Origin of the sequence: Myroides oncorhynchi (assembly GCF_020905415.1) — a bacterium.
GTDB lineage: Bacteria > Bacteroidota > Bacteroidia > Flavobacteriales > Flavobacteriaceae > Flavobacterium > Flavobacterium oncorhynchi_A.
Genome location: NZ_JAJJMP010000001.1, coordinates 1,387,362 through 1,413,872 on the forward strand (window position 1 = coordinate 1,387,362; position 26,511 = coordinate 1,413,872).

The following is a 26,511-nucleotide window of genomic DNA, read 5'->3' on the forward strand; positions in this document are numbered from 1 at the left end:
TCTTGACTCACTCTTGATGAGCTCTTGTTTCAAATAACCTCTCTAGTCTTCAACTTTTGACATAGATTCACTTTCTTTATTTGCGAAGTCTTTTAAAGACAAGTTTGTATAAGGGTACTACTACTATGATTAGCGCAATAGCGGCTAATGCTATTACTGCACTACTTGGAATAGAATCTATAGTACGTAGTATAATCGTGATTATAAATAGGAAGGCTCCTAAAAGTAATAACTTTACATTTTTATCCATGCTTGCTGTTTTATTGCAAAAATAAGGCTTTAGTTTAATTTATTGAACAAATAGATAACTAAAGGGCTTACTATCATTACAAATGAAACTAATATAATAAAATAGGCAAATTGAGCACCGATTATATTTAGGTAGAAAAGTGTAAATGACAAGGCAAATAGTGCGATGCCAAGTAAAAAGAGTAACTGATTTCTTTTCATAGTCATTTCGTTTTAATGTGATACTAATTTACCTAATTTAGTTGAGTTATCAAATTTTATTGATTAGAACACTATGGATAATCAAAACAATTATTAATTTTAGAGAAAAGTAAATATTCAATACATGAACACAACAATTACAGATACTCTATATAAGGTAAATGAAGCTTATCTAGGTTGGAAGAAAGTCAGTGTAGAGGAGAGAGTGATATATCTTGAGAAAGTCAAAGCCAAGTTGTTAAAGAATTTAGAGGATTATGCAAAGTGTATGACATTAGATATGCATAAACCTATTAAACAAGCCGTAGCGGAGACTGAGAAAAGTGCTCGTCTGATTGATTACTATATTGAGAATGGAGCTGAGTTATTAAAGGGGCGTACCATCAAAACAGATTGGACAGAAACATATACTGTAAATGAACCACTAGGTGTGATTTTAGGTGTTATGCCTTGGAACTTTCCTTTTTGGCAAGTATTTAGATTTGCTATACCAACTTTGCTAGCAGGGAACACCGTAGTGGTTAAGCATGCAAGTAATGTACCATTAAGTGCTAAAGCATTGGAAGAGTGTTTTAATGTAGATGGATTTGACCAAGTGTATTTTAATATTACAGTATCAGGTAAAGAGGTGGATAGTATTATCGAATCACCAATTATTAAGGGGGTATCGTTGACTGGAAGTGAGGCTGCAGGTAGTTCTGTAGGGAAGAAAGCAGGGGAGTTGATTAAACCTACTGTCTTAGAATTAGGAGGAAGTAATGCCTTTATTATAAGAGAGGATGTGGATATAGATTCGATTATTCCAATAGCTATAAATGCAAGGTTTCAAAACACGGGGCAGAGCTGTATAGCAGGGAAGAGATTTTTGATACAAAATAGTATTAAACAAGAGTTTACAGAGAAGTTCGTAGAAGCTGTTAAAGAGATCAAGTTTGGCGACTTAATGGATTATAACACTGGGATAGGTTTAATGGCTAGAGAGGATCTCGCTGTAGAGTTAGAGACTATTATGTTGGAGTCAGTACAGATGGGAGCGAAGATATTAACTGGTGGTAAGCGCGATGGAGCGAAGTTTGAACCTACAGTGATTACAGATGTTACAGATCAGATGCCAGCTTTTCAGTTAGAAACTTTCGGCCCACTAGCTGTTATAGTAGGTTATGATACATTTGACCAAGCTATAGCGATGAGTAATGATTCTAGATTTGGGCTGGGAGTAGCAATGTTTAGTAAAGATGTTATGTTTTTGAAATCTAAGATACACGAATTTGACGAGGGAGCCGTTTTTATAAACGAAATGGTAATCTCTGATCCAAGAGTGCCTTTCGGAGGTAATAAGTTTTCTGGAATAGGTAGGGAGATGGCAAAAGAAGGATTATTGTCATTTGTGAATAAGAAATCAGTTGTAATTAAATAGTACGGTTTTTATATTGTCGTAGTATGCTTGATAAATTTATTGAATTTTGGACTACAATACATTTTGTAGATATTATTGAGTTCTTCGGGACATGTGCTTTTGCGATATCAGGTATACGTATGGCATCTGCAAAAAGCCTTGACTGGTTTGGAGCAGTTGTCGTAGGATTTGTTACTGCGACTGGTGGAGGAACTCTAAGAGATTTGTTATTAGGAGTTACTCCTTTTTGGATGTTAAACAGTGTTTATATATGGTGTACTATTGTAGCTCTGTTATTTGTGATTGTCTTTAGGCGACAATTAGTGCATTTAAATAATACATTTTTATGGTTTGATGGTATTGGTTTGGGACTATTTGTAGTTGTAGGTACTGAGAAGACGATGTCATTAGGGTATCCGTTTTGGGTGGTTGTAATTATGGCAACTATTACAGGAGTTGTAGGAGGAATTATTAGGGATATTATGATTAATGAGATTCCAGCTATTTTTAAACAAGAATGGTATGCGTTGACTTGTATTTTTGGAGTGATGATTTACTATGTGTTAGATTTTTTCAATGTAGGTATAATTTTTACACAACTTTTTTGCGCTGTATCTGTTTTTGTAATTCGTTTAATAGCAACCCGTTATAAATTGGGTCTTCCGACCTTGAAGAGCGAGGAATAAAAAAGTCTATAATTTTTATTTAAATTATTTGGAGAAACTAAAAAACGTTATATATTTGCACCGCAATAAAGGTAATTTATAACCTTCCTTCTTAGCTCAGTTGGTTAGAGCATCTGACTGTTAATCAGAGGGTCCTTGGTTCGAGCCCAAGAGAGGGAGCAGCATGAAAGCCAGTCGTAAGACTGGCTTTTTTATTTTATATAGCTGGCTGTGGATCCGTTTATGGTGTCTTATAGTATTATCCTTTTCTTTTTTAGGACTATAATTTTTAAGTTTTTCACGTTGTTTTTAGTGGTAGTGCGAAGATTTTTTGGGTGTTGTTTGATTGCCTAGGAGTTAATTTGAGCACTTAATAAAAAATATATTTAAAAAAGTTTAAATTACTTATACCTGATTTTGAGCGTGTTTTGAGTTTTACGAGGACTGAATAGCGTTAAAGTCGCTAAAAACCTCGAAAAAGTGTTTTTTAATTATTTAAAATTACCTATATTTGCAATGCAATAAAGGTAATTTATAACCTTCCTTCTTAGCTCAGTTGGTTAGAGCATCTGACTGTTAATCAGAGGGTCCTTGGTTCGAGCCCAAGAGAGGGAGCAGCATGAAAGCCAGTCTTATGACTGGCTTTTTTATTTGATATATACCTCATTCTTTTGAGTTATTAATAATCCCTATGTACCAGCTACTATTTGGATAAGGTAGTTAAGACTAAAGATAATATTAGTACTGTCCGTCTCTACTGAAGTTCACCATCCATTGAATACCAAACTTATCTAGTATCATTCCGAAGTAATCTCCCCAGAACATATCTGCGATTGGCATAATAACAGTGCCACCTACAGCGATCTTAGAGAATAAATCATCTGCTTCCTGTTGACTATCTGTTGATATGGATACAGAGAAGTTGTTTCCTTGTACTAATGGAGCTGGACTACTACATGTATTATCACTTCCCATAAGGATAGATTTACCAATAGGTAAAGAGACGTGCATTATTTTGTTTTTATCCTCTGCTGGGACAGTGAATTCTGGACTATCAGGTATGCTATCAAATTTAGCCAAGTACATAAACTCTCCTCCGAATACAGATTTGTAGAAATTAAATGCCTCTTCACAATTTCCGTCGAATGTTAGATAGGTGTTTGTTGTTGCCATAAATTACATTTATAAGTTGTTAAATATGAGGCAATTTAGATAAAATATGGGTTCGTTTTTATAGGGAGATTGCGAAAAATTATAACAATTTTGATTTTTCTAGCATTGATAGGGAATTGGATAGTGTGGGGAGCATAGGATATTCACTTTTAGTGAATATCCTATGCTAAGAGGAGGACTATGCTATAAAAATTACGACAATATTACTTATTAAAAACTGCTTTTTATCATGTATTATGATATTTGTATGTGCAATCTTTGTAGTAGAACAATAAAACACTATAGCACTATGAAACAAAGAGTACCTGTATCTCAAATTATGTCTAAAGCACTTATAGCTGTGCCAACTAATAAAAAGTTAAGTGAAGTAAACCAATTATTAGTAGAATATAATATTAGACATATTCCTGTTATCGAAGCAGAGAATGTAGTGGGAATTATCAGTAGCAATGATATCTTAAAAATAGGATATGGTGCCAATGATTTAGACCAGAATGCATTAGATGCTATTTATGATGCTTATAAATTAGAAGATGTGATGACAAAGAATCCGATTGTAGTAATGGATGATACTAGTATTAAAGATGTAGCAGAGATCTTTTCAAAACAACAGTTTCACTCACTTCCAGTGGTAGATAAAGACAATGTATTACAAGGAATAGTTACAACTACAGATATGATCAATTATTTAATTGCACAATATTAAAATAATAAAAAATCCCCACGAAGAAGTAACCTATAAGGAAATAATGATTTATAACTGATAGCGCTGTTTATACCGTCATTATACCAATTTACTGGTTTGTACTATTGAAGAGTGCCTGTCTAGTTTTCTAGATAGGTACTTTTTTTATGATGAGGGGTTGTGAGATTAGTTTTTCTTTTGATTATAGTACAGTGGTAAGACTAAGAATGATAATGCTCCGAGTATGACTACTATACCTGTCTGTGTAGTCCATAATATCCATCCAAATGCTGTTCCCGAGACAAAAGATATACCATAAAGAGATAGTAACTCTGCGATAACTAGAGGAAATGCTCCGAAGCCTCCATTGGTAAAAGATACAGCAAAACTACCCGCTACAAATGCGGACATGACGATAGGAATGCTTAGTGTGCTAGTAGCTTCTAAGGCGTGTGTACCAAAGTAAAACGTGGCGATATACCCAAACCAAATTAGAAAAGTATGGAATAGGAATGCTGCTTTATGAGGCATCTTAAAGATGCTACTGATACCTTCCGTTAACCCTTTAATTTTCTGTTTGATAAAAGTTACAACTTTCCATTTGCTATAATAAAATATTGCTATGGTACCTAATAGACCTAAAAGAGCTATAGTGCCTAGAATGGCTAGTTTTTCAACAGGAACTTTTAATAATAGGAAGTCTTTAAGAACGCTATACTGTAGTAATAAAGCAGCTAATACACATAGTAGTAAACAGATAAGATCTATTACGCGCTCTGATACGATAGAACCAAAGCCCTTGTCAAAAGGTACTTTTTCATACTTCTGTAGAATGATAGCACGTGAGACTTCACCTGATCGTGGGACAGTAAGATTTAAAAGATAGCCGATAGAAATAGCCATAAAATTAGTGGAGGTAGAGACGTGGTGTCCCATGTAGCTAAGTGCGTACTTCCACCTATAGGCACGTGCCCAAAGGCTTAATAATGAAAAGAAAGAGGAGATGAGAATATAGTTGTAATTAGCACCACTAAATTGAGATTTCATCTCCTCTATTTGTTGGTCAGTAAACTGATTATAAGCATAATATACCAAAAAAACTCCCAACAAGAGTGGGAGTAATATATTAGTCAATTTACTGATATTCTTCTTCAAAAAGAGGCTAAGTTAAAGTGTTGGTCTCTTCATTTGGGAATACGATAGAAGGCTTAAATGTCTTCGCTTCTTCGAAGTCCATAATGCCATAAGTAATAATGATGATGATATCACCTTTGTGTACCTTACGTGCTGCTGGACCGTTAAGACAGATTTCTCCACTATTCTTTGGGCCAGGAATAGCGTAAGTTTCAAAACGTTCTCCATTGTTAATGTTAACAATCGAAACTTTCTCGCCTTCTATGATGTTAGAAGCTTCCATTAAAACTTCGTCAATCGTAATACTTCCGATGTAGTGTAGATCTGCTCCAGTTACAGTTACACGGTGAATTTTTGATTTTACTACTTCAACTTGCATTTCGCGTGAGTTTTAGTTAAAAGATATATTGTCAATTAATCGAACGCCTTCAATATGAGCCACTAAGAATCCTCTATATTTGTGATTAGGATCTTTTGCAGTAGCTGTTTTTAGAGTTGCCTCTTCTGCAATAGTGAAGTATTCGAGTTCAAAGTTAGGATTATTTTTAAATTCACTCTCTACAAAATCGTTAACTTTAGAAATACTTTCACTTTTAAATACTTCCTTGGCTTTTAGTAACACTTGATATAAGAAAGTGGATTTTTTTAATCCATCAATAGAAACTCTCTCATTACGCGAGCTCATGGCTAAGCCATCAAGACCTCTAAAAATGGGAACACCGATTACTTGTACTGCAATATGGAGTTTATCAACCATCTTTTTAATAATTTGTAATTGTTGAAAGTCTTTCTCTCCAAAGTAAGCTTTGGTTGGTGATACCAACTCAAATAATTTACTTACAATGGTTCCAACTCCATCAAAATGGCCTGGGCGTGAAGCACCTTCCATTTCGTTTTCTAGTCCATCAAAATCAAATGATTGGGCTACAGTATTTCCACCATAAATTTCGTCAACTGATGGTGCAAATATTACAATTTGTTCAGAAAGAGACTTAATAATCTCCTTATCTCTTTCTAAAGTACGAGGGTATTTTATTAAATCATCAGCATTATTAAATTGCGTCGGATTAACGAAAATACTTACTACGGTACATTCATTTTCATTTAAAGATTGTTCCATTAATGAAAGGTGCCCATTGTGAATAGCCCCCATTGTTGGTACAAGACCAATTGCCTTATTAGCATGTCTAAACGGTTTTAGATACGCTTGTAATTCGGCTTTAGTACTAAAAAGAAACATTAGCTTCGTGTTTAAAATAATGGCAAAATTAGTTATTTAGAAAATAACTGCATAAATTTTTGTAAATTTGCAATGTTTATTTATTTCAAACACAGAAATTATAATTGAAGATGAAAGAAAAGAGGATATTATACGTATCATCTGAAGTGGTACCTTATTTAGCTGAAAACGAAGTTTCATTAATGTCTTATGATGCTCCAAAAATGATTAACGATCAAGGCGGACAGATAAGAATTTTTATGCCTAGATATGGTAGTATAAATGAGAGAAGACATCAATTACACGAAGTTATTAGACTGTCTGGTATGAATCTAGTCGTTAATGACATGGATATGCCATTGATTATTAAAGTAGCTTCTATACCGAAAGAGCGAATTCAGGTTTACTTTATAGATAATGACGAATATTTTAAAAGAAAATCAACATTCTCAGATGAAGATGGGACATTATATCCCGATAACGATGAGAGAGCTATTTTCTTTACAAAAGGTGTAATAGAAACAGTTAAGAAACTTAACTGGGTACCCGATGTGATACATGTACAAGGTTGGATGGCGTCATTGTTACCAACTTATTTAAAGCATTATTATAAAGATGAAGCTATTTTTTCAGATACTAAAGTAGTTACTTCTATATTTAGTGAAGGATTCGAAGGAGTATTAGATGCAACAATGAAGGAGAAAATTGCATTCGATGGTTTCTCGGAGGATATTGTTAATGATTTTACTAATCCTACGTATGAAAACATCATGAAGAATGCTATTAAAAATTCAGATGGTGTAATAGTGGCTTCAGAAGAAGTGAGTTCAACTTTAACAAAATTTATAGAGTCTTCTGAAAAACCTTTTTTACCTTTCGTAGCTAAAGATGAGTTTGCACAAGCCTATACTGAATTTTATCAGAAGTTTTTTTAAGAACTGCATCAATATAAAATTGTAATAACCCAAATATATTGGATTGACTAGATGAACCAAAAAAAAATTGTAAAAGGAATATCTCTTGTTTTAGGCTTATTTGCCTTACAAGCTTGTGAAAGTGATTATACATCAACAGGTAATGACTTAGTAGGAGGTGGAGACTTCGATATTGTATCGTATAGAGTTAATGATTTTAAAGCATATAATCAAACTTATGGTCCGGTAGATGGTAGTAGATTAATAGAAGTTCCTTTTGGATATTTAGATAATGGAGTATTTGGAGCTACAAGTAGTGATCTAGTGTTGCAGCTAAATGAGTCAAGTACTGTTGTGTCTGGAGTGGGTGATAATGTAAAAGTGGATTCAGTATATGTTTATATACCATATTTTTCTCAGTTTGATAAAGTAGAAGAAAAAGTAAATAAATATAAACTGAAAAATGTATATGGAGAGGGGTCTATTGACTTAAAAGTTTATCAAAACAAGTATCACTTAATGGATGTTGATTTGTCTGATGGATCAATATCTAAGTTTTATACTGATATGGGAAGTTCATTTGATAGCAATAAAGTAGGTGAAGTTCTGAATAAGAAAACAAATTTTTCTTTTGACAATAGTGAAATCGTTATTTATAAAAAAGATAAGGATGGTAACCCAATTAAAGATGAAAAAACAGGTGATCATCTGATAAAAGAGAGATTGAACCCTGGTATGTGGTTGGATTTAAATGAAAGTTATTTTGAAAAATTCATAACGGAGAACAAATCTAAGCTATCTGATGTCAATGGCTTTAATGAATTGTTTAAAGGGTTTTATCTTAAAACTAATCAAGCAACTAATGGAAGTAAAGGTGTAGTAGGGTTATTAAATCTTACGGGAGCTAAGATGGTAGTTATTCTTCACGATGATAAAAAAACGACTGATGCGGATGGAAAAGAGACAATTACACGTGAACGAAAAGAGCTTTCAATTAGTATAGGAACGAATGTTATAGGATCTAAGAAGTTTAGTGTTAATGTGTTTAATACGTTAAACGACGGAGGATATCAATCAGGTGTAAGTAATGCTAATAAAGAACAAGGAGATCAAAGTATTTATCTTAGAGGAGGACAAGGTAGTATGGCCGTTTTGGAAGTTTTTAGAGCAGATGATTTTAAGGAATTAAAAGCTATAAAAGAGGATGGTGGACTATTAAACGATGCGTATTTAACTGTTTTTGTGGATAAAGAACGCATGTCAGGATTACCTATCCCAGAACGCCTATTCTTGTATGATTTTGATAATAGTATGGTTCTGACAGATTTTGGAAACGATGCTGTAAGTACAGCACAATATCTAAAATATGGTTATGGAGGTATCTTTGTGAAGGAAGATAAAGAGAATAACAAAGAAGGATATTATTATAGATTTAGAGTTACGGATCACATTAGAGGACTTTTAAAAAGTAAAAATAATGTTAGTCCTAAGCTAGGTTTAATAGTAGCAAATAATTATGCTGTAGCAGGATATACAAATCAAAAAACACGAAATGTAATAAATAACACCCCAACTAATATAAATGTTATCCCATCACTTTCTGTAAGTTGTCCAGTAGGAGTTGTACTTCATGGAGCAAATGCAGTTGATGAGAGCAAAAGAATGAAGTTAGAAATTTATTATACTAAAGCTAAAAATAAAAAGTAACAGCTATGTGTGGAATTGTTGGATATATAGGGCATCGCGATGCGTTTCCGGTTATTATTAAAGGTTTAACAAGATTAGAATACAGAGGATATGACTCTGCAGGTCTAGCAATATTTGATGGAGAGACGATAAATCTTTGTAAAACGAAAGGAAAAGTAGTTGATCTAGAAGAAAAAAGTACTGATAAAGTAAAAAAAGGAACAGTAGGTATAGGGCACACAAGATGGGCTACTCACGGTGTTCCAAATGATGTGAATTCGCACCCTCACTTCTCTAACTCTGGAGAGCTGGTTCTTATTCATAATGGAATTATAGAGAATTATGATACTCTTAAACAAGAATTGATTAAGAGAGGATATACATTTAAGTCAGAAACAGATACAGAGGTTTTAATTAACTTAATTGAGGATGTTCAAAAGACTCAAGGTGTAAAATTAGGAAAAGCTGTACAGATAGCATTAAATCAAGTGATAGGTGCTTATGCTATCGCAGTAATGGATATCAAGAAGCCAGATGAAATTATCGCAGCTAGATTGGGAAGTCCATTAGCTATCGGTATTGGTGAGAATGAGTATTTTATTACATCTGATGCTTCTCCTTTCATAGAGTATACTAATAATGCTATTTACTTAGAAGATGAAGAGATGGCTATTATTAGATTACACAAACCATTGCGTATTCGCAAGATTAAAGATGACTCTTTAGTTACGCATTACGTTCAAGAGTTGCAGTTAAACTTAGAGCAAATAGAGAAGAATGGTTATGACCACTTTATGCTTAAAGAGATTTATGAGCAACCAGAAGTTATTAAGGATACATTTAGAGGTCGTTTGTTAGCTGATCAAGGGCTAATCAAAATGGCTGGGATAGAGGATAATATTGATAAGTTCTTAAATGCTAAGCGTATTATTATCGCTGCTTGTGGTACTTCATGGCATGCTGCTTTAGTAGCAGAATATGTAATCGAGGAGTTTGCAAGAATCCCAGTAGAGGTAGAATATGCTTCTGAATTTAGATATAGAAATCCTATCATAGATTCAAGTGATGTATTAATTGCTATCTCTCAGTCAGGAGAAACAGCTGATACATTAGCAGCTATTAAATTAGCGAAAGAAAAAGGAGCATTCGTATTCGGAGTTTGTAACGTAGTAGGATCTTCTATTGCAAGAGAGACACATGCTGGTGCATATACGCATGCAGGTCCAGAGATCGGGGTAGCCTCTACAAAAGCGTTTACTACTCAGATTACGGTATTGACATTAATTGCTTTGAGGTTAGCTAAGGCAAAAGGGACTTTAGCAAATTCAGAGTATTTAAAATATTTACACGAATTAGAATTAGTTCCAGAACGTGTAGAAGAAGCATTGACACAGAATCCAGAGATTCTTGATATTGCGAAGGTTTACAAAGACTCTACTAACTGTTTATACTTAGGTAGAGGGTATAATTATCCAGTAGCGTTAGAGGGAGCTCTTAAGTTAAAAGAAATCTCTTATATTCACGCAGAAGGATATCCTGCAGCAGAGATGAAGCACGGGCCTATTGCTTTAATCGATGAGCATATGCCAGTAATCGTTATCGCTCCTAGTCAAGACCACTATGATAAAGTAGTGAGTAATATTCAGGAGATTAAAGCAAGAAACGGTAAAATCATTGCTGTAGTAACTAAAGGAGATAGACAAGTGAGAGAACTTGCTGATCATGTTATCGAAGTACCTGGTATTTCAGAGGCATTAACTCCAATATTGACGACAATTCCATTACAACTTTTATCTTACCACATTGCTGTGTTAAGAGAGTGTAATGTTGACCAACCTAGAAACTTAGCAAAGTCTGTGACGGTTGAATAATACTAAAAAAGTGAGCCTTTTTCGGGCTCGCTTTTTTTTATATAAAATAAAATTTCAAACTTTTTAATATTCAGAGAAAAAAACTATCTTTGCACTCTGAAAAAGTAGAATTTTTCAATAAACGTAAATAGCTGTTAAATAAATACATAAGCAATGTCTAAAGTTACAGGAAAAGTTGCGCAAGTTATCGGGCCAGTAGTTGACGTAGTATTCAACACTGCAAATGCCGAACTTCCAAAGATTTATGATTCATTAGAAATCACAAAACCAAATGGTACTAAATTAATCCTAGAGGTACAATCTCATATTGGAGAAGATACAGTAAGAACAATTTCAATGGACTCTACAGACGGTTTAAGTAGAGGATATGAAGTGGTTTCTACAGGTTCACCAATACAAGTTCCAATTGGGAAAGATGTATTCGGTAGATTATTTAATGTTGTAGGAGACGCTATTGACGGTCTTGGAAACTTACCTAAAGAAGGTGAAAGTGGTTTACCAATTCACCGTCCAGCTCCAAGATTTGAAGACTTATCTACTTCAACTGAAGTATTATTCACAGGAATCAAAGTAATCGATTTGATCGAGCCTTATGCAAAAGGTGGTAAAATTGGTTTATTTGGTGGTGCTGGAGTAGGAAAAACAGTATTGATTCAAGAATTAATTAATAATATCGCTAAAGGACACGGTGGACTTTCAGTATTTGCTGGAGTTGGTGAGCGTACTCGTGAAGGGAATGACTTATTACGTGAGATGTTAGAATCAGGTATTATCAAATATGGTGATGATTTCATGCACTCTATGGAAAATGGAGGATGGGATTTATCTAAAGTAGATCGTTCAGGAATGAGAGATTCGAAAGCTACTTTCGTATTCGGTCAGATGAATGAGCCACCAGGAGCACGTGCACGTGTTGCATTAGCTGGATTAACTATCGCTGAATTCTTCCGTGATGGTGCTGGTGATGATCAAGGTAAAGATGTATTATTCTTCGTTGATAACATCTTCCGTTTTACGCAAGCGGGTTCTGAGGTTTCTGCATTATTAGGACGTATGCCATCTGCAGTAGGTTACCAACCTACATTAGCTACTGAAATGGGAGCTATGCAAGAGCGTATTACTTCAACTAAAAAAGGATCTATTACATCTGTACAGGCGGTTTACGTTCCTGCGGATGACTTAACTGACCCTGCACCAGCAACTACGTTTGCTCACTTAGATGCAACTACAGTATTATCTCGTAAGATTGCTGAGTTAGGTATTTATCCTGCAGTAGATCCATTAGAGTCTTCTTCTCGTATTTTGACTCCAGAGATCTTAGGAAAAGACCACTATGCTTGTGCTCAAAGAGTAAAAGAGATTTTACAGAAATACAAACAATTACAAGATATCATCGCGATCTTAGGTATGGAAGAGTTATCTGAAGAAGATAAACAAGCTGTATACAGAGCTCGTCGTGTTCAACGTTTCTTATCTCAACCTTTCCACGTAGCTGAGCAGTTTACTGGTATCCCAGGTGTGTTAGTTGATATTAAAGAGACTATCAAAGGATTTAATATGATTATGGATGGTGAATTAGATCACCTACCAGAAGCGGCTTTCAACTTAAAAGGTTCAATCGAAGAAGCGATTGCAGCTGGAGAGAAAATGCTTGCTGAAATATAATCTAATTAATTTTTAAAGAGATCAACATGAGATTAGAAATTGTATCACCTGAGGCTACTTTATTTTCTGGAGAGGTTACTTCAGTATCAGTTCCAGGAGCAAACGGAGAGTTTCAGATGTTAAATAATCACGCTCCTATTGTTTCTATCCTAACAAAAGGAAGTGTAAAGTTCACAGGGCAAAACATCTCTATTGAACCAGAGTTTAGCTCAAAATTTGAGAATGTAGCTAAAGATACTTATCACTTAGCAATCAATCTTGGAACTATCGAATTAAGCGATAATAAGATTATTATATTAGCTAACTAATAGCTAATAATAGATATAGAAAGACCTACTCAGCGAGTAGGTCTTTTTTTGTTATATATGTTTAGGAATTCTTACTTTACTTTTTTCTATAAGATAACCTAACATAGCTTTTACAAGGTTGTCATCATCTAGTTCTTTGTCGTCAGTAGTGGTATTAGAATGATGTATATATTCAAGATCACTTGATCCTTCTATTCTCAACATATTATCTTCTTTGGCATTCCAAGTAGCTATGACATTGCTCTTTTTGTCCTTTATTGTATATTTCTTTTGAGCATTATCTATCTTGCGTTGTATATAGCCTAGAATTATATACTCATCAAATCCCTTTTTATATCCAAATGTATTTGTTGTGGAGTCATCAAAAATTAACTTAGAATCTTGGAATATTTTGATATGTGTTTCAACGTTTTTCCTGTATTGTAATCTATATTCTAGTAACTCATCTAGTTCTGATTGGTCACTTTCAAACATTGAAGTAATTGCACTTTGGTTTAACCCTGTGGGAGTTAATAATTTGTAGGACCCATAAGCAAAGTCTAGCAGAAGTTTTTTTTCTGGTGTAAATGCATTTTTATCGTATATGTTCCTTATGTTTTTAGATTTGGAACCATCAGGTAGAGATATGTTGTAGTATAAGGTTGTAGTTGTCGCTGTTAGTTCGATGTTTATAGCTTGTACATTGAGGAGAGGAATTCCTTCTAGATCGCTTATAGTATAGATTCTTTTTTTGCTTGTAATTTGAGCAATTTTGTTATTGTTAAACAATATTTTTTCTTTTTATCTTTTGTCCAAAAGATAATCCATTAAGTAAAATTACTAGAGTTAAAATGATTATTTTTTTTCATTTTTATGTTAAAAGTAATTTGTTTTTTATCTTTTTCAAAATATTTTTATTTACTAATATTTATAGAAAGTCTGAATTGATGAGATATGTTGTAAATTTGATTTATAAAAAAGGGTTTATAGAACATCTCGATTCTATAAACCCTTTAGTAGTTTCTTTTTATTAATTAGTGTTGGCTAACTTATGATTTTGAAGTTACTTACAAGTTTCTTCATATCTCTTTAAGAGTTCTTTTAATCCATCTAATGTACCTTCTTCTAGACCATCAAGATTTATATTTTGACAGTTTAAGTAAGTGCGGATAGTTTTGTGTGATTTTTTCTTGTTTTTGGCATCTTTTAGGTACAAGCCTTTTTCTTGATTATGTAGTTTAACTACAAATTGTTTTTTGTTTTGTAGGTAAGAATAGATTTCTCCGGTCTCATTTTCATATAAAAGCTCATAGAATGTTTTTCCACTTAGAGTTATACTACTTGTTACAGATGCAAAAGAGAGAGTATTACCGAAGGATACATCTAAACCTTTAAAAGTCTTCATCGCACCATTCAACGTGGTTGTAAATGTATAACCTGGCTCATTTGCATTTATTGTTAGTTGTTGTTCTTGGCCAGCATCGTCATTATAAGTTACTCTTGCTAGATTTCCTATTTCCTCTGGATTAACTAAAGAAACGTTTCTAGTATCCCCGACAGTTATTAAACCATTTATTCTCTCACCAGTAGGAGTTGTAATGTAACCTTCACTTCCTTTTCTTGCTTCCTTTTCTCTCTCAATAGCTTCTTGTTTTTGTTTTTCTTTTAAAACTATAAAATCAGCTATTTCTACTTTTCCATTTGCTAAGTTCTTGTTGTAGCCATATAATGTAGCTAAGATCTCACGGGCAAGTGGGTTTTTAGTTAGATCTTGAGTATTCTGTTTGTTTGAGTAGACATCACCAACATTGTAGCTAGTACCATCAAAAGCTCTTAAGCTGAAGTATGTTGTTCCTATAGATGTATAAGGAGTAAAGTTCTTACTAGGAAATGCGGTACCCCCTATCCATGCTGCATATAAAGCCTTGTTATCCCCTGTACCAGTATATAAGTAATAGGCATAAGTATTCTCAGTTCTTAGCATTGCATGTTCAATGACGAAGATCCCGATGTCTTTACCATCTTCAGTAATGGTATTGTCTTTTTCTATTCTGATGTTTCTTTCTTTCAAGATTTCATAACCACGAATAGTAATCTGAGCGATTGAATCATCTTTCTTTTTCATTAAATCTCTCATGTCTCTTTTAGTAGAAGCGATATGAAGTTTTAGATTGTCGATATTTATACCGTCTTTAGAGATAATGATAGGTTCACGTTCTGTAGTGTAGTTAAGTGCTTGTTTTTCAATGTTACCAAAGAAATCTTTACTTTCTAAGGGAATGTCGTTCGATTCATTTGTACTTAAGTTTTTTAAGGTCACCCAGCGATAGACATCATCATTCTTAGTAGTATGTTGAGCATTCGTAATCATAAAGACTGGTTTTTTATCTTTATCTATGAATGTAAGTTCCTTTTTATTGAGTTCATAAGCTACGATAGGTGTTTTCTCTTTGTCGATATAGATACCATCTTTTTTGGCAACTAGTTTCTGAGCAAATCCAACTGTACTCATTAACCCAAGAGTAAGTAGTAATATTTTTTTCATTATAATTTTATTTTGATATTAATTGTCCTTTAGAGTCGTACGCTTTAGTTTCTACAGTGATTACATTGTCGGCATATTTAACCCCATTCATCATTTGAGGTGTTGATGTCTTGAGGTGTATTAAAAAAGTTCTATTATCTACATCAAAGTTCACTGTACTTGCTTTTTGAGGAGGTAATATTACCTTATTACAATCGATCAGTACTTTAGTGACTATGTCTATACCTTCTTTATAAGTTATAACATAAAAGGCTCTTTGTCTAGTGATATCCACTGATACTATTTCTACCGTTGCATCTTTGGGGGTCATTAATAAACAAGCCGTTTTGGTATTATAGTAACCTATTTCTGAATCACTATTCGTGTGTTTAAACTTAATTGCTAAATATTGAGTATTATCTTCTAGGTAATTAGCGGATTCTATTGTTAAACCAGTATGATTAAATCTAGCTACTTCCATGTTTTTATCTAGGTCATAGATGTATTGATACTTAGAATCATAAGTACCACCTAGAAGAGGATTACTAGTTTGAGTAGGTAAAAATGAGATATTCTCAGGGGTATAGTCTGACTCGAACCAAAGCAAGTCTTTATGTATTAAATTAACTTTCTCAGGATTGCCTTCTTGTTTAACTACGATAAGTCTATTAGCTCCCCAATAGTGATGTTTTAGTATCGCGTCTATCTTAAAAGTACTATCATATAACAGTTTGCCATCTGTATTATAGAACTCGAGATACTTATCAGTTTGAGCTAATAGTAAGTCTTCTCCTACTAAAGCTATAGAGTTATGTTTTAAAGGTACTTTATATGTTTTGGCTATATAATCATATAATCCAACTTTAACTCCATCTAATGAAGCTAATATGGTTGTATTTAGATTAGGTATGTGATACGCTTTAGGAGTTTTTTTATCTTTATAAATTGAAGAAGGTTGAACAAATTTTTGACCTAATATATTGTGGTTATTCTCGTCTATTAGATAGTATTTATTCTCCTCCATAACTAGATAGTAGTTAGATGATTTGTCATATAACCAAATACCATCATAGATAGGAGGTATTATTATTTGAGCATTTGCAGAGATGATACCAACTTTCTTAGTCGTTAGATCTAGTACAGTAGTACTAGTAGTGTTTTCCTTAGAATTAAATGTTCCTATAGTGTAAGTCGTGCTTTTCTCAGTAGTAGTCGCTATATCATAAAGTACTTTCTCAGTTGTAAAGATATCATTGATCCATCCATTCCTAAAGGTTAGTGGTGCTCCTCCATAAAGGAGCGTACCATTAGTTCGATCTATAATCACTTTGTCGTTGACAATGCCTTTTTTTAGAATAGATTTGCCCGAAGCATCTAGTATCTCAATGTTTTTTTTGTTGTTATACACTATTAAGTATTGACTTCCATAAGCAGTTACAGTTGCTTTTTTATTATACTTAGCAATGAACTCTTGAGCGAATGCTACTTTAGTCCATCCTAGTAATAATAGTAGATATAAGCAGATATTTCTCATGGGATTACTTGTTTGTAGGAACCACTATAAGGCCTTTTTCTACTAAATGGCCTAGCATAATTTGTGCTAAATCATCAAACATTAAAGGGGTCGTGTCTTTAGTAGCATTACTGTGATGTATATAGTATGTTTCATCAACTCCTGTGATTCGTAACATATTATCTTCACGTGCATTCCATATTGCTAGGACATTGTTGTTTTTATCCTTTACAGTATATCTCTTTTGAAGCTCTTCTGTACTTCGTGTGATATACCCAAGTACGATATAGTCATTAAAGTTTACGATATAACCATAAGAAGTAGGGTTTTCTGAATTAAAAGATATTCTTGAGTCTGAAAATATTTTTTTATGCTCAGTAGCGTTTTTTCTACTTTCTAATCTATATTCCAGCATTTTTTCTAATTCAGTTTGATCGCTTTCAAACATTTGGTCTATAACACTTAAGTCAAGTCCATCAGCAGTCAATAGTTTAAATGGTCCGAAGGTATAGTCAGTTAACAATTTTTTTTCTGGGAAGAAGGCATTTTGACTACCAGGGTTATTTATTCTTGTCTTTTTTGAACCATCAGGTAACTCTATTAAATAGTAAGTCATTACCTTTCTAGCTGTGATCTCTATTTTGACAGGCTCTATGACAAGGACTGTTTTACCTTCAAGGTCACTAAGCGTATAGATGCCTTTTTTACTGGTTATTTGAGCTATTTCTTTTTTGTCAAATAAGATTTTATTTTTTTTGGTTCTAATATCTTGGGCAAATGTAAACCCTGTTAGCAATAGGGTTAATCCAATAGTGAATAGTTTTTTCATATTTTTTTGTTAAAATTAATATTTTTTTTATAATATAACAAGTAAGGTATACGTTAATGTGCAATTCGATAATTTTAATATAACGTATGAAATAAAGGTATATATTGTAAATTTGAAACATTTGATAATAAACTATAAGAGTAATGGCAAAGGTTAAGACGGCTTTTTTCTGTCAAAGTTGTGGTACACAATACGCTAAATGGCAAGGACAATGTAATGCATGTAAAGAGTGGAATACACTTGTAGAAGAGGTAGTTCAAAAAGAAGAAAAGACAGCGTGGAAAGCTGTTAGTAGCTCTCCTAATAGTGTAAAAAAAGTAGCGAAACCTCTTAAGGTTCGAGATATTGATAGTACAGAAGAACTTCGTATGAATACGATGGATGGTGAACTTAATAGAGTATTAGGTGGAGGACTAGTTCCTGGGTCTATGGTGCTATTGGGTGGAGAACCTGGTATTGGTAAGAGTACTTTATTATTACAGATTTCACTGAGACTGCCTTTTAAGACATTGTATGTATCTGGAGAGGAAAGTCAAAAGCAAATTAAGATGCGTGCTGAGCGCATTAATCCAGTGAATGATAACTGTTATATCCTAACAGAGACAAATACACAGAACATCTTTCGTCAGATAGAAGAGATACAACCTGATGTGCTTATTATCGATTCTATCCAAACTCTACATACAGAATATATTGAATCTTCTGCAGGAACTGTTTCTCAGATTAAAGAGTGCACAGCTGAACTTACCAAGTTTGCTAAAGAAACTGGGACACCAGTACTGATCATTGGACATATTACGAAAGATGGAAGTATTGCAGGGCCTAAAATGCTTGAACATATGGTAGATACAGTGCTACAATTTGAAGGAGATAGAAATCACGTTTATCGCATACTTAGAGCGAATAAGAACCGTTTTGGTTCTACAGCTGAGCTTGGTATTTACGAGATGCAAGGTAGTGGCTTGAGAGAGGTATCTAATCCTTCTGAAATACTTATATCACATAAGGAAGAAGAATTATCAGGAACTGCTATCGCAGCTACATTAGAAGGTATGCGCCCTCTGATGGTAGAGGTGCAGGCGTTAGTTAGTTCTGCTGTTTATGGTACGCCACAGCGTAGTGCGACAGGATATAATCTGAAGCGTTTAAATATGATTTTGGCTGTATTAGAAAAGAGAGCAGGATTTAGATTAGGACAGAAAGACGTCTTCCTTAATATCACAGGAGGGATCACTGTAGATGACCCAGCGATCGACTTAGGAGTTGTAGCTGCTATCTTGTCTTCAGATCAAGACCTGTCAATAGGCAAAGACTTTACCTTCGCGGGTGAAGTTGGTTTATCTGGAGAGATAAGACCTGTAAATAGAGTAGATCAACGTATACAAGAAGCTGAGAAATTAGGGTTCTCAACTATTTTTGTCTCAAAATATAACAAGATTAGTCACTCGAGTAGAGGTATTAAAGTTGTACTCGTAACTAAGATCGAAGATGTAGTAGAATACCTCTTCGGATAAATTAAATTGTAATACTATGAAAAAGAGTTTAACTATTGTTGTACTGGCTTTATGCAGTATTGTGACTTGGGCGCAGAAGCCTGTGTTTACACCTGCTAAACTAGAGAGTGCCCGTGTGTATTTTAATAGTGCGGAACTAACACATAAGGCAAAAGTAAAACTGCCTAAAGGAACATCAGAAGTGGTGTTTACTAATGTGGCGGATTATCTAAATGAAGCGACTATACAGGTCGGTTCTATATCAGATGTAACAGTAATGGCAATACAGTACAGTAATCGGTATGTAGAGGAATATGATAGCGCTGTGGATTCGCCATTGCTTAAACCTGTTAGAGATAGTATCAAGCTTGTGGAGACAGAGCTAAAAAAGGTAAATAACGCTATCGACGCAGAGAGTAGAACAATGTCTCTGTTAGATATGAATCAGAAAGTAGGTGGTGATAATGGCACAACCACAGCTGAAGTAATGAAAATGGTAGATTATTATAAAACCAAAAGATTGCAGCTGAGTACTGAGCTAGATAAGCTAAATGAGAAGAAAGACAACTTGAATGTTAGACTTGTTAATCTAAAGGATAAACTTGCGTTTAATGAAGGTAAAAGTGAGAAATCAAGTAAGGGAAAACTCATCATACAGGTGATGAATGATAAAGAGGGTGAAGTACCTTTTCAGATTAAATACTTAACTCAAGCTGCCGCTTGGAAACCGTTTTATGACTTGAGAGTGGATAAGATTAACTCTCCTGTGAAAGTGGTTTATAAAGCGGATGTAAAGCAGTCTTCTGGTATTGACTGGAGAGGTGTGAACCTGAGTTTGACTAGTGGAGTAGCTAATCAGAGTAATGTTATTCCTACTTGGAGAACTTGGTTCCTTGATTATAATAATTCTGTTTCTAATGCGCTAAGTGTCAGAGTGTATGGGGTAAATAGTGCTAATAAAAGAGTTTCTTCTGATGAGTTAAAGAGTGTGTCAACATCTTATTTAGCTGATGCTAAAGCTGAAAAATCTATAGTATATGAAGAAAGTACGATGAGTAGCTTTACCCAAGTCAATGAGTCTCAATTAAATGTGTCATTTGATATTAGTATCCCATATACAGTGATGTCTAACAACAAATCTCACAGTGTGACGTTAAATGACTTCTCTATTCCCGCAGAATATAAATACTATGTGGCACCGAAGTTAGATCAGAATGCTTATCTAGTAGCAACGATTAAAGATTATGGTAACTATAATCTATTAGCAGGTGAAGCTAATGTAATCTTTGATGGTGTATATGTAGGTAAGACAAGTCTTAACCCTGCAAATACGGAAGATGAAATGAGATTGAATATGGGTAAAGACCCTAAAGTGTCTGTTTCTCGTGTTTTAATGAAAGACAAGTCTGGTACTAAAATACTGTCTTCTAAGAAGTCTCAAAACTTTGTGTATGACATCGCTCTTCGCAATAATAAGGCAGAGCAAGTAACGATACAGGTAGAGGATCAGTATCCTATTAGTTCTAATAAAGATATTGAGATAGAGTTAACTGATACTTCATCAGGAACTGTGAATACAGAGAAAGGGTTAGTGAAATGGGATCTTAAACTTAAAGCAAATGAGAGTAAAACACTTCGTTTTGGTTATCAAGTGAGATCAGATAAGAATCAAACACTTAATCTTTAAGCTAAAGATATAAGTAAATAAATTCTTTTAGATAGATATTAAAGAAGGCGAAGTACATTGTACTTCGCCTTTTTACTTAAATTTGATGTAAAAGGTAGAATATATGGAGTATTTAGATATTGTCGTGAGGAGTATTGCAGTGTATCTGTTTATGATTATAGCAATGCGTGTATTCGGAAAGAAACAATTGTCTCAATTAAATACTTTTGACGTGGTGTTGATGCTACTAATTAGCAATTCGGTACAGAATGCTATGGTAGGACCTAATACTAGTTTAGAAGGAGGAATAGTAGCTGCGTTTATTCTCTTTTCAGTTAACTATGGAATGAAAAGACTTATCGCACGCAATGCTTTTGTGAACCGATTATTACAACAAAAACCTGAAGTCATTATTCAACACGGTGTAGTAGACTTTGCAAAAGCTACTCAGTTAGGTATTACTTCTGATGAACTAACAGAGGCTATGCATGAACATGGTGTAGAGTACTTTAAACAAGTTAAATTAGCCACTTTAGAGATTAATGGAAGTATAAGTATTATCGCTAAAGATAATAATGGGCATTATAGAGAGACATTTCACAAAAGAAGAGATAAATAACTTAAAAGCTATTTATTAACATGATAACGGTTAATATTACTGATAGTTAACTTGAGATTAATTATTTAGTAATACTATAAGTATTGTTTTGTAAAAAGTTTTTGAATTATGAAACAACCACAATTAAATAGAAGGAATTTCTTACGTTCTTCTTTATTAGCCTCAGGCAGTATATTCTTAGCACCGATTATTGTTAGCTGTTCTAACGATGATAATAATACCTCTACTGAAGAACAGGAAGGAGATTTAACCATTAGAAACTTTGATTACGGAGTGGCTAGTTTTGACCCTACCAGTACAAGTGTTATTATTTGGACACGTTATGCTAAGGCGGATTTAGAAGTTAACTGGCAGATGGCACGCGATATTTCGTTTAAGGATGTGGTACGCCAGGGCGTTGCTTTAATCTCATCTTCAACTGATCATACACTTGCTATAGAAGTACAAGGGCTGCCTTCTAATAGTAAGTTCTATTACAGATTCTATAATAAATCTACTAAAGACACATCGGTTATAGGAGAGACAATCACATTACCTGCTTATACAGATAATGTATCTAATGTTAAGCTCGCTGTGGCTTCATGTTCTAATTATCCAGCAGGATTATTTAATATATATGCTGATATGGCTAAGTCTGACGTTGATGTGATTATTCACTTAGGAGATTATATCTATGAGTATGCACCTGGACAATACGGAACTAATGTGAATACAGCTTCACTAAATAGAGCGCACAAACCAAATAAAGAAATTGTTTCTCTAGAAGATTATAGAGAAAGATATAAACAATATAGAAGTGATGTGAACTTGCAGTTGGCTCATCAGAAGAAACCTTTTATTTGTGTGTGGGATGATCATGAGATAGCAAATGATACTTATAAAGATGGGGCGGAGAATCATCAACCAGATACTGAGGGGAGTTTTGAGGTAAGAAAACGTGCTGCTTTACAAGCGTATAGTGAATTTATTCCATTAAAGACAGGTAAGGACACGCGTATATATAGATCATTCGAATTTGGTAATATCTTATCACTTCACATGTTAGATACCCGAGTGATAGCGAGAGATAAACAGTTAAATTATGATGACTATTTCTCAAGTGAAGGTTTTGATCAAAACAAATTTATGCAGGCGTATATGAATCCTAGTCGCCAACTAATGGGACAAGAGCAATTAGGATGGTTAGTGGGGCAAATGAGTAATAGTAAAGCTACTTGGCAAGTATTAGGACAACAAGTATTGATGGCTAAGATGCTTGTACCTACGGAGTTTCTGATGCTTGTTAATCAGATTATGGCGGAGATAGAGAAGGCAGGTAGTGCATCTGCATCATCATTAGATGCTTTACAAAAAACACTTGGTGAGTTAGTAGTCTTAAAGACCCGTATGCTTAAAGGGGATCCTACGTTGACAGCGGTAGAGAAGGCTAGAATCACAACAGTATTGCCATATAATCTAGATGCATGGGATGGGTATGCAGTAGAACGAGAGAAGTTATATAGTTTGTGTAAAGGTAAAAAAGTTATGACACTTGCGGGCGATACTCATAATGCGTGGTATAGCCAAATGAAAACGCAAAGTGGTGAGGTAGTAGGATATGAGTTAGCAACTAGCTCTATCAGTTCTCCTGGTATGGAAACTTATTTAGGGTTGTCTAATGATATGTCTCAAGCAAGACAATTAGAGCAAGTAATGCCTATGCTAATAGATGAATTAGAGTATGTTAATCTATCTGATAGAGGTTATCTATATGTGGATTATACTTCTGTAGGAGCTAAGGCAGAGTGGAGGTTTGTCGATACGATTTATTCTTCTAGTTACACTATGCAAACAAAGAAGAGTATTTTAATATAAAAGTTGTTGTTGTATTTCATATTGAGAGGGAGAGCCAAGATAGGCTCTCTTTTTTATTGTACCATTTTTAGTTGTGTAAGTAAAGGTTTATGGGAGGATTTTTTTGCTTAAGGAAGTTCTTTTTTGGCTCATTTAGCGATATTTTTTTTTGGTTTTTTGATTGATTTCGAGTTGTTTGTGTTCATTACGAGAATTTAAAATAAAGCATTACATTTGTTAGTGTAAAAAAATATTTAATATGAAAAAAGTTTTATTATCTGCATGTTTAGTATGTTTCGCAATAGGAACAGCTAATGCACAGTTTGGTAAATTAAATCCAAAGAAAATTGAAGCTGGTCTAAAAGCAGCTAAAGCATTTACAGTAAGTGATGAAGAAGTAGCTCAGTCTGCAGCAGCATCTGTTAAGTGGATGGATGAGAATAATCCTGTATGTACAGTGAAGGATAAAGACCCTAAGAAAAAAGCGTATGCTGAACGTCTAGAGCGTGTATTCGGTCCATACAAAAACTATGATGGTCTTAATCTAAACTACAAAGTCTATTATGTAACTGATGTAAATGCTTTTGCTTGTCCTGATGGAAGTGTACGTGTATTCTCTTCATTGATGGATATTATGAGTGATGATGAGTTATTAGGTATTATCGGACATGAAATCGGACACGTTAAGTTAAAGCACTCTTTAAACGGGTATAGAAAAGTACTAATGGCAGAAGCTGCAGTACAGTATGCAGGTACTACACCAGGTACTGTAGGTGACTTAATGAAAGGTGATGTTGGAGGTATGGCAGAGAAGTTTATCGGAGCAGCATTCTCTAGAGATCAAGAATCAGATTCTGATGATTATTCGTATAAATTCTTAGTTGCTAATAGCAAGAATCCTCAGGCACTAGCAGATGGATTTAAAAAATTTGCTGATATGGAGAAAGAGTATGGAGCTGATAAATCATTAGTAAGTAAGATGTCTTCTACTCACCCAGATAGTGAGAAACGCGCTAAACGCATCGAAGATAAAATTAAAAAAGACGCTAAGAAATAGTCGTCTAAATATCAATATGAAGAGCTACTTCTATACAGAAGTGGCTCTTTTTTGTTTCTATGTATAAGTGTCTAATCATATTCTGTTAGAATACTTATAATAGTCTTTTCGTATTTTTTTAAAAAACACACTTCTCTTTTTTAAAAAAATGCTGTTTTAGGTATATTAATCAGGTGTATTTTAGAGTTATTCTCTCTCTTTTTTTAGAAAAACGTTGGTTATGGGTACTAATGAAGCTCTATTCTAAAAAAAAGGATTGAGTTATCTGTTTAGTTTCCGCTAATCATATTTAAAGTAGTTGGTTTCGCTTTAACCATCTTTACAATTGTGTTATGAAAAATAGTTTCCTTAAATAAGGATCTATTTAATCTATATACGAACTCATTAAAGTAAGCTTGGATGTATTTCTTATTGATATGTGAAGGTACAGTTCTAATCCAGGATTTAAGTTGGTGAATTATCACGTGTAATTCTTTAAAATTAGCACCTTTATCACTTTCTTTTTGAGTGATGTTATACTTTTTTTTCAAGGGATTGTATCCCCTCCATTTATCTGTAACTACATTAGCATCTTCTGAAATGTGTTGTTCGAATATAGTAGTTAATGACTTAGCAGAGTAATCGTCAATACACTTAACATAGGCTCTTTTTACTTTTCTTTCAGTATTTAACTCTACAGCTATCACTGCTTTAGCTTTTTTGGTATCATAACTTCTTCCTGGTTTTCCTTGTTCGTATCCCCCTACAACAAACTCATCAACATGGACTGTCTCAGTCATAGGAGATTGCTCGCTACTTTGCATAGCTAAACGAACTTTATGCATAAAGCCCCACGCTGTTGGCTGGCTTATACCATAGCGTTTACCCATTTGAATACTAGATATGCTTTTGGTAGAAGTTGTCATTTCAAACACAATCATAAATGCTTTATGTAAACCAAATTTGACTTTGTGAAATAAGGTATTAGCTGTTGAGCTTTCAACATGCTCACAGTTATAGCAATAGTATGAATGATTAGATTTTAAGCAACCTTTTTTGTGTCCACATTTTACACAAGTAAAACCGTTTGACCACTTTATTTTACTTAGATAAGCTTTACAAGATTCGTCATCTGGTAGTTCTTTTACTAAGTTAAGAATGTTTTGACCCTTAAAAATTTCCATACTACTGATTTTAAGATACTAATATACGGATGTTAAATCAATAATTCAAAAAAAGGATATATTTTTTTAAACAAGTACTTGTTGTAAATTGCTGTTGTTTAGTTGATTGTGTTATTTGTGTTCTTTTTATGTAGTTGCTATACCCTTCTCAATCTTAGTATCTGTCTATGATGATGTGAAGTTGCTCGACAATGGGTGGAGAATACGCCGTAAATAGTGGGCTAGAGAAATATTAGTCGAAGAATGCTTCAGAGATTGATTACCTACTGTCCAAGAAGGAAGGATGGAGAGTGGATGGACAGAGGTTCTATGCTATTGTAGTAAATAGATGGATGGGGTAATGTTTGATTAGAGCTATACTAACTGTAGTGCTACATGAGTAAATAGTAGTATGGATTAGGTACTGAGAATTAAGTACTAGCCGACAGAGGAGTTAACCCTGTATGGAATTTGAGAGTTGTTAAAAGAAGACATTAACATAAGGTTACCTTTATCTTTTCTTTTTTTTCCTCTTTTTCTTTTGATTGGGATGCTTAACAGTGAGTAAATACTTTATATAAGCACTTAGTAAGATAAATATAAGTGCATCTACGAATATAAGGATGCTATACGTATTCCTTAGACTAATGTGATAGATAAATAAGCCTACTAGGGCTATTTGGCATAGTG

The 26,511-nt window shown here is 33.9% G+C and carries 23 protein-coding genes and 2 tRNA genes; 15 read left to right on the forward strand and 10 right to left on the reverse strand.

What is annotated here, in order from left to right:
• Positions 1-76: 76 nt before the first annotated feature.
• A complete protein-coding gene (locus tag LNQ81_RS06105; RefSeq protein WP_229945267.1) occupies positions 77-250 on the reverse strand; it encodes a hypothetical protein in 174 nt (57 codons plus the stop codon).
• A gap of 324 nt (positions 251-574) precedes the next feature.
• On the opposite strand from LNQ81_RS06105, the gene LNQ81_RS06110 reads away from it, so the two are divergent.
• From LNQ81_RS06110 to LNQ81_RS06125, 4 genes are all read left to right on the forward strand, one after another.
• Entirely contained in the window at positions 575-1,867 is a 1,293-nt protein-coding gene (locus tag LNQ81_RS06110; protein ID WP_229945268.1) for an aldehyde dehydrogenase family protein, read from the forward strand.
• Between the two features lie 23 nt (positions 1,868-1,890).
• Positions 1,891-2,532 carry a trimeric intracellular cation channel family protein gene (locus tag LNQ81_RS06115; RefSeq protein ID WP_229945269.1) on the forward strand — a complete coding sequence of 214 codons (642 nt, stop codon included), beginning with the start codon at positions 1,891-1,893 and terminating at the stop codon, positions 2,530-2,532.
• 85 nt (positions 2,533-2,617) lie between these two features.
• Positions 2,618-2,691, forward strand: a tRNA-Asn gene (locus tag LNQ81_RS06120).
• 361 nt (positions 2,692-3,052) lie between these two features.
• Positions 3,053-3,126, forward strand: a tRNA-Asn gene (locus LNQ81_RS06125).
• 123 nt (positions 3,127-3,249) lie between these two features.
• Here LNQ81_RS06125 and LNQ81_RS06130 read toward each other — a convergent pair.
• Complete coding sequence (locus LNQ81_RS06130; protein WP_229945270.1) at positions 3,250-3,684, reverse strand: VOC family protein; 435 nt, start codon at positions 3,682-3,684, stop codon at positions 3,250-3,252.
• Between the two features lie 289 nt (positions 3,685-3,973).
• On the opposite strand from LNQ81_RS06130, the gene LNQ81_RS06135 reads away from it, so the two are divergent.
• Positions 3,974-4,390, forward strand: a complete 417-nt coding sequence (locus LNQ81_RS06135) for a CBS domain-containing protein (protein ID WP_229945271.1) — start codon at positions 3,974-3,976, stop codon at positions 4,388-4,390.
• Positions 4,391-4,555: 165 nt separating this feature from the next.
• On the opposite strand, the gene LNQ81_RS06140 is transcribed toward LNQ81_RS06135, so the two are convergent.
• Genes LNQ81_RS06140 through panC form a run of 3 tightly spaced genes read right to left on the reverse strand, consistent with a single transcriptional unit; the run spans position 4,556 to position 6,743 of the window.
• On the reverse strand, positions 4,556-5,524 hold the full coding sequence (locus LNQ81_RS06140; RefSeq protein WP_229945272.1) for a lysylphosphatidylglycerol synthase transmembrane domain-containing protein: 969 nt from the start codon (positions 5,522-5,524) through the stop codon (positions 4,556-4,558).
• Positions 5,525-5,531: 7 nt separating this feature from the next.
• A complete protein-coding gene (gene panD, locus LNQ81_RS06145; protein ID WP_121964619.1) occupies positions 5,532-5,882 on the reverse strand; it encodes an aspartate 1-decarboxylase in 351 nt (116 codons plus the stop codon).
• Positions 5,883-5,894: 12 nt separating this feature from the next.
• Positions 5,895-6,743 carry a pantoate--beta-alanine ligase gene (gene panC / locus LNQ81_RS06150; protein WP_229945273.1) on the reverse strand — a complete coding sequence of 283 codons (849 nt, stop codon included), beginning with the start codon at positions 6,741-6,743 and terminating at the stop codon, positions 5,895-5,897.
• 110 nt (positions 6,744-6,853) lie between these two features.
• Here panC and LNQ81_RS06155 point away from each other — a divergent pair, with 110 nt between their 5' ends.
• The 5 genes from LNQ81_RS06155 (at position 6,854) to LNQ81_RS06175 (ending at position 13,166) form a co-directional block, all read left to right on the forward strand.
• Positions 6,854-7,657 (forward strand): glycogen/starch synthase, encoded by an 804-nt coding sequence (locus LNQ81_RS06155; protein ID WP_229945274.1) that lies wholly within the window; start codon positions 6,854-6,856, stop codon positions 7,655-7,657.
• 51 nt (positions 7,658-7,708) lie between these two features.
• The gene (locus LNQ81_RS06160) at positions 7,709-9,343 is read left to right on the forward strand and encodes a DUF4270 domain-containing protein (protein WP_229945275.1); all 1,635 of its coding nucleotides are present in this window, start codon (positions 7,709-7,711) and stop codon (positions 9,341-9,343) included.
• Positions 9,344-9,348: 5 nt separating this feature from the next.
• On the forward strand, positions 9,349-11,193 hold the full coding sequence (gene glmS, locus LNQ81_RS06165) for a glutamine--fructose-6-phosphate transaminase (isomerizing) (protein ID WP_229945276.1): 1,845 nt from the start codon (positions 9,349-9,351) through the stop codon (positions 11,191-11,193).
• Positions 11,194-11,346: 153 nt separating this feature from the next.
• A complete protein-coding gene (gene atpD / locus LNQ81_RS06170; protein ID WP_229945277.1) occupies positions 11,347-12,858 on the forward strand; it encodes a F0F1 ATP synthase subunit beta in 1,512 nt (503 codons plus the stop codon).
• A gap of 26 nt (positions 12,859-12,884) precedes the next feature.
• A complete protein-coding gene (locus tag LNQ81_RS06175; protein ID WP_229945278.1) occupies positions 12,885-13,166 on the forward strand; it encodes a F0F1 ATP synthase subunit delta/epsilon in 282 nt (93 codons plus the stop codon).
• 51 nt (positions 13,167-13,217) lie between these two features.
• Here the strand turns inward: LNQ81_RS06175 and LNQ81_RS06180 are convergent, their stop codons facing one another.
• From LNQ81_RS06180 to LNQ81_RS06195, 4 genes are all read right to left on the reverse strand, one after another.
• Positions 13,218-13,934: a hypothetical protein gene (locus LNQ81_RS06180; protein WP_229945279.1), complete on the reverse strand. Its 717-nt coding sequence runs from the start codon at positions 13,932-13,934 to the stop codon at positions 13,218-13,220.
• 274 nt (positions 13,935-14,208) lie between these two features.
• On the reverse strand, positions 14,209-15,690 hold the full coding sequence (locus LNQ81_RS06185; protein ID WP_229945280.1) for a hypothetical protein: 1,482 nt from the start codon (positions 15,688-15,690) through the stop codon (positions 14,209-14,211).
• Between the two features lie 7 nt (positions 15,691-15,697).
• Positions 15,698-17,203 (reverse strand): WG repeat-containing protein, encoded by a 1,506-nt coding sequence (locus LNQ81_RS06190; protein ID WP_229945281.1) that lies wholly within the window; start codon positions 17,201-17,203, stop codon positions 15,698-15,700.
• Between the two features lie 4 nt (positions 17,204-17,207).
• On the reverse strand, positions 17,208-18,011 hold the full coding sequence (locus tag LNQ81_RS06195) for a hypothetical protein (protein WP_229945282.1): 804 nt from the start codon (positions 18,009-18,011) through the stop codon (positions 17,208-17,210).
• Positions 18,012-18,154: 143 nt separating this feature from the next.
• On the opposite strand from LNQ81_RS06195, the gene radA reads away from it, so the two are divergent.
• The 5 genes from radA (at position 18,155) to LNQ81_RS06220 (ending at position 24,679) form a co-directional block, all read left to right on the forward strand.
• The gene (gene radA, locus LNQ81_RS06200; RefSeq protein ID WP_229945283.1) at positions 18,155-19,525 is read left to right on the forward strand and encodes a DNA repair protein RadA; all 1,371 of its coding nucleotides are present in this window, start codon (positions 18,155-18,157) and stop codon (positions 19,523-19,525) included.
• A 16-nt stretch (positions 19,526-19,541) separates the two neighbouring features.
• Positions 19,542-21,191, forward strand: coding sequence for a DUF4139 domain-containing protein (locus LNQ81_RS06205; RefSeq protein WP_229945284.1), 1,650 nt, complete (start codon positions 19,542-19,544; stop codon positions 21,189-21,191).
• Positions 21,192-21,294: 103 nt separating this feature from the next.
• The gene (locus LNQ81_RS06210; RefSeq protein ID WP_229945285.1) at positions 21,295-21,789 is read left to right on the forward strand and encodes a DUF421 domain-containing protein; all 495 of its coding nucleotides are present in this window, start codon (positions 21,295-21,297) and stop codon (positions 21,787-21,789) included.
• A gap of 108 nt (positions 21,790-21,897) precedes the next feature.
• Complete coding sequence (locus LNQ81_RS06215) at positions 21,898-23,643, forward strand: alkaline phosphatase D family protein (protein WP_229945286.1); 1,746 nt, start codon at positions 21,898-21,900, stop codon at positions 23,641-23,643.
• Positions 23,644-23,881: 238 nt separating this feature from the next.
• A complete protein-coding gene (locus tag LNQ81_RS06220; protein ID WP_229945287.1) occupies positions 23,882-24,679 on the forward strand; it encodes a M48 family metallopeptidase in 798 nt (265 codons plus the stop codon).
• A gap of 269 nt (positions 24,680-24,948) precedes the next feature.
• Here LNQ81_RS06220 and LNQ81_RS06225 read toward each other — a convergent pair whose 3' ends face one another.
• Positions 24,949-25,842, reverse strand: a complete 894-nt coding sequence (locus LNQ81_RS06225; protein WP_229945071.1) for an IS1595 family transposase — start codon at positions 25,840-25,842, stop codon at positions 24,949-24,951.
• Positions 25,843-26,511: the final 669 nt, after the last annotated feature.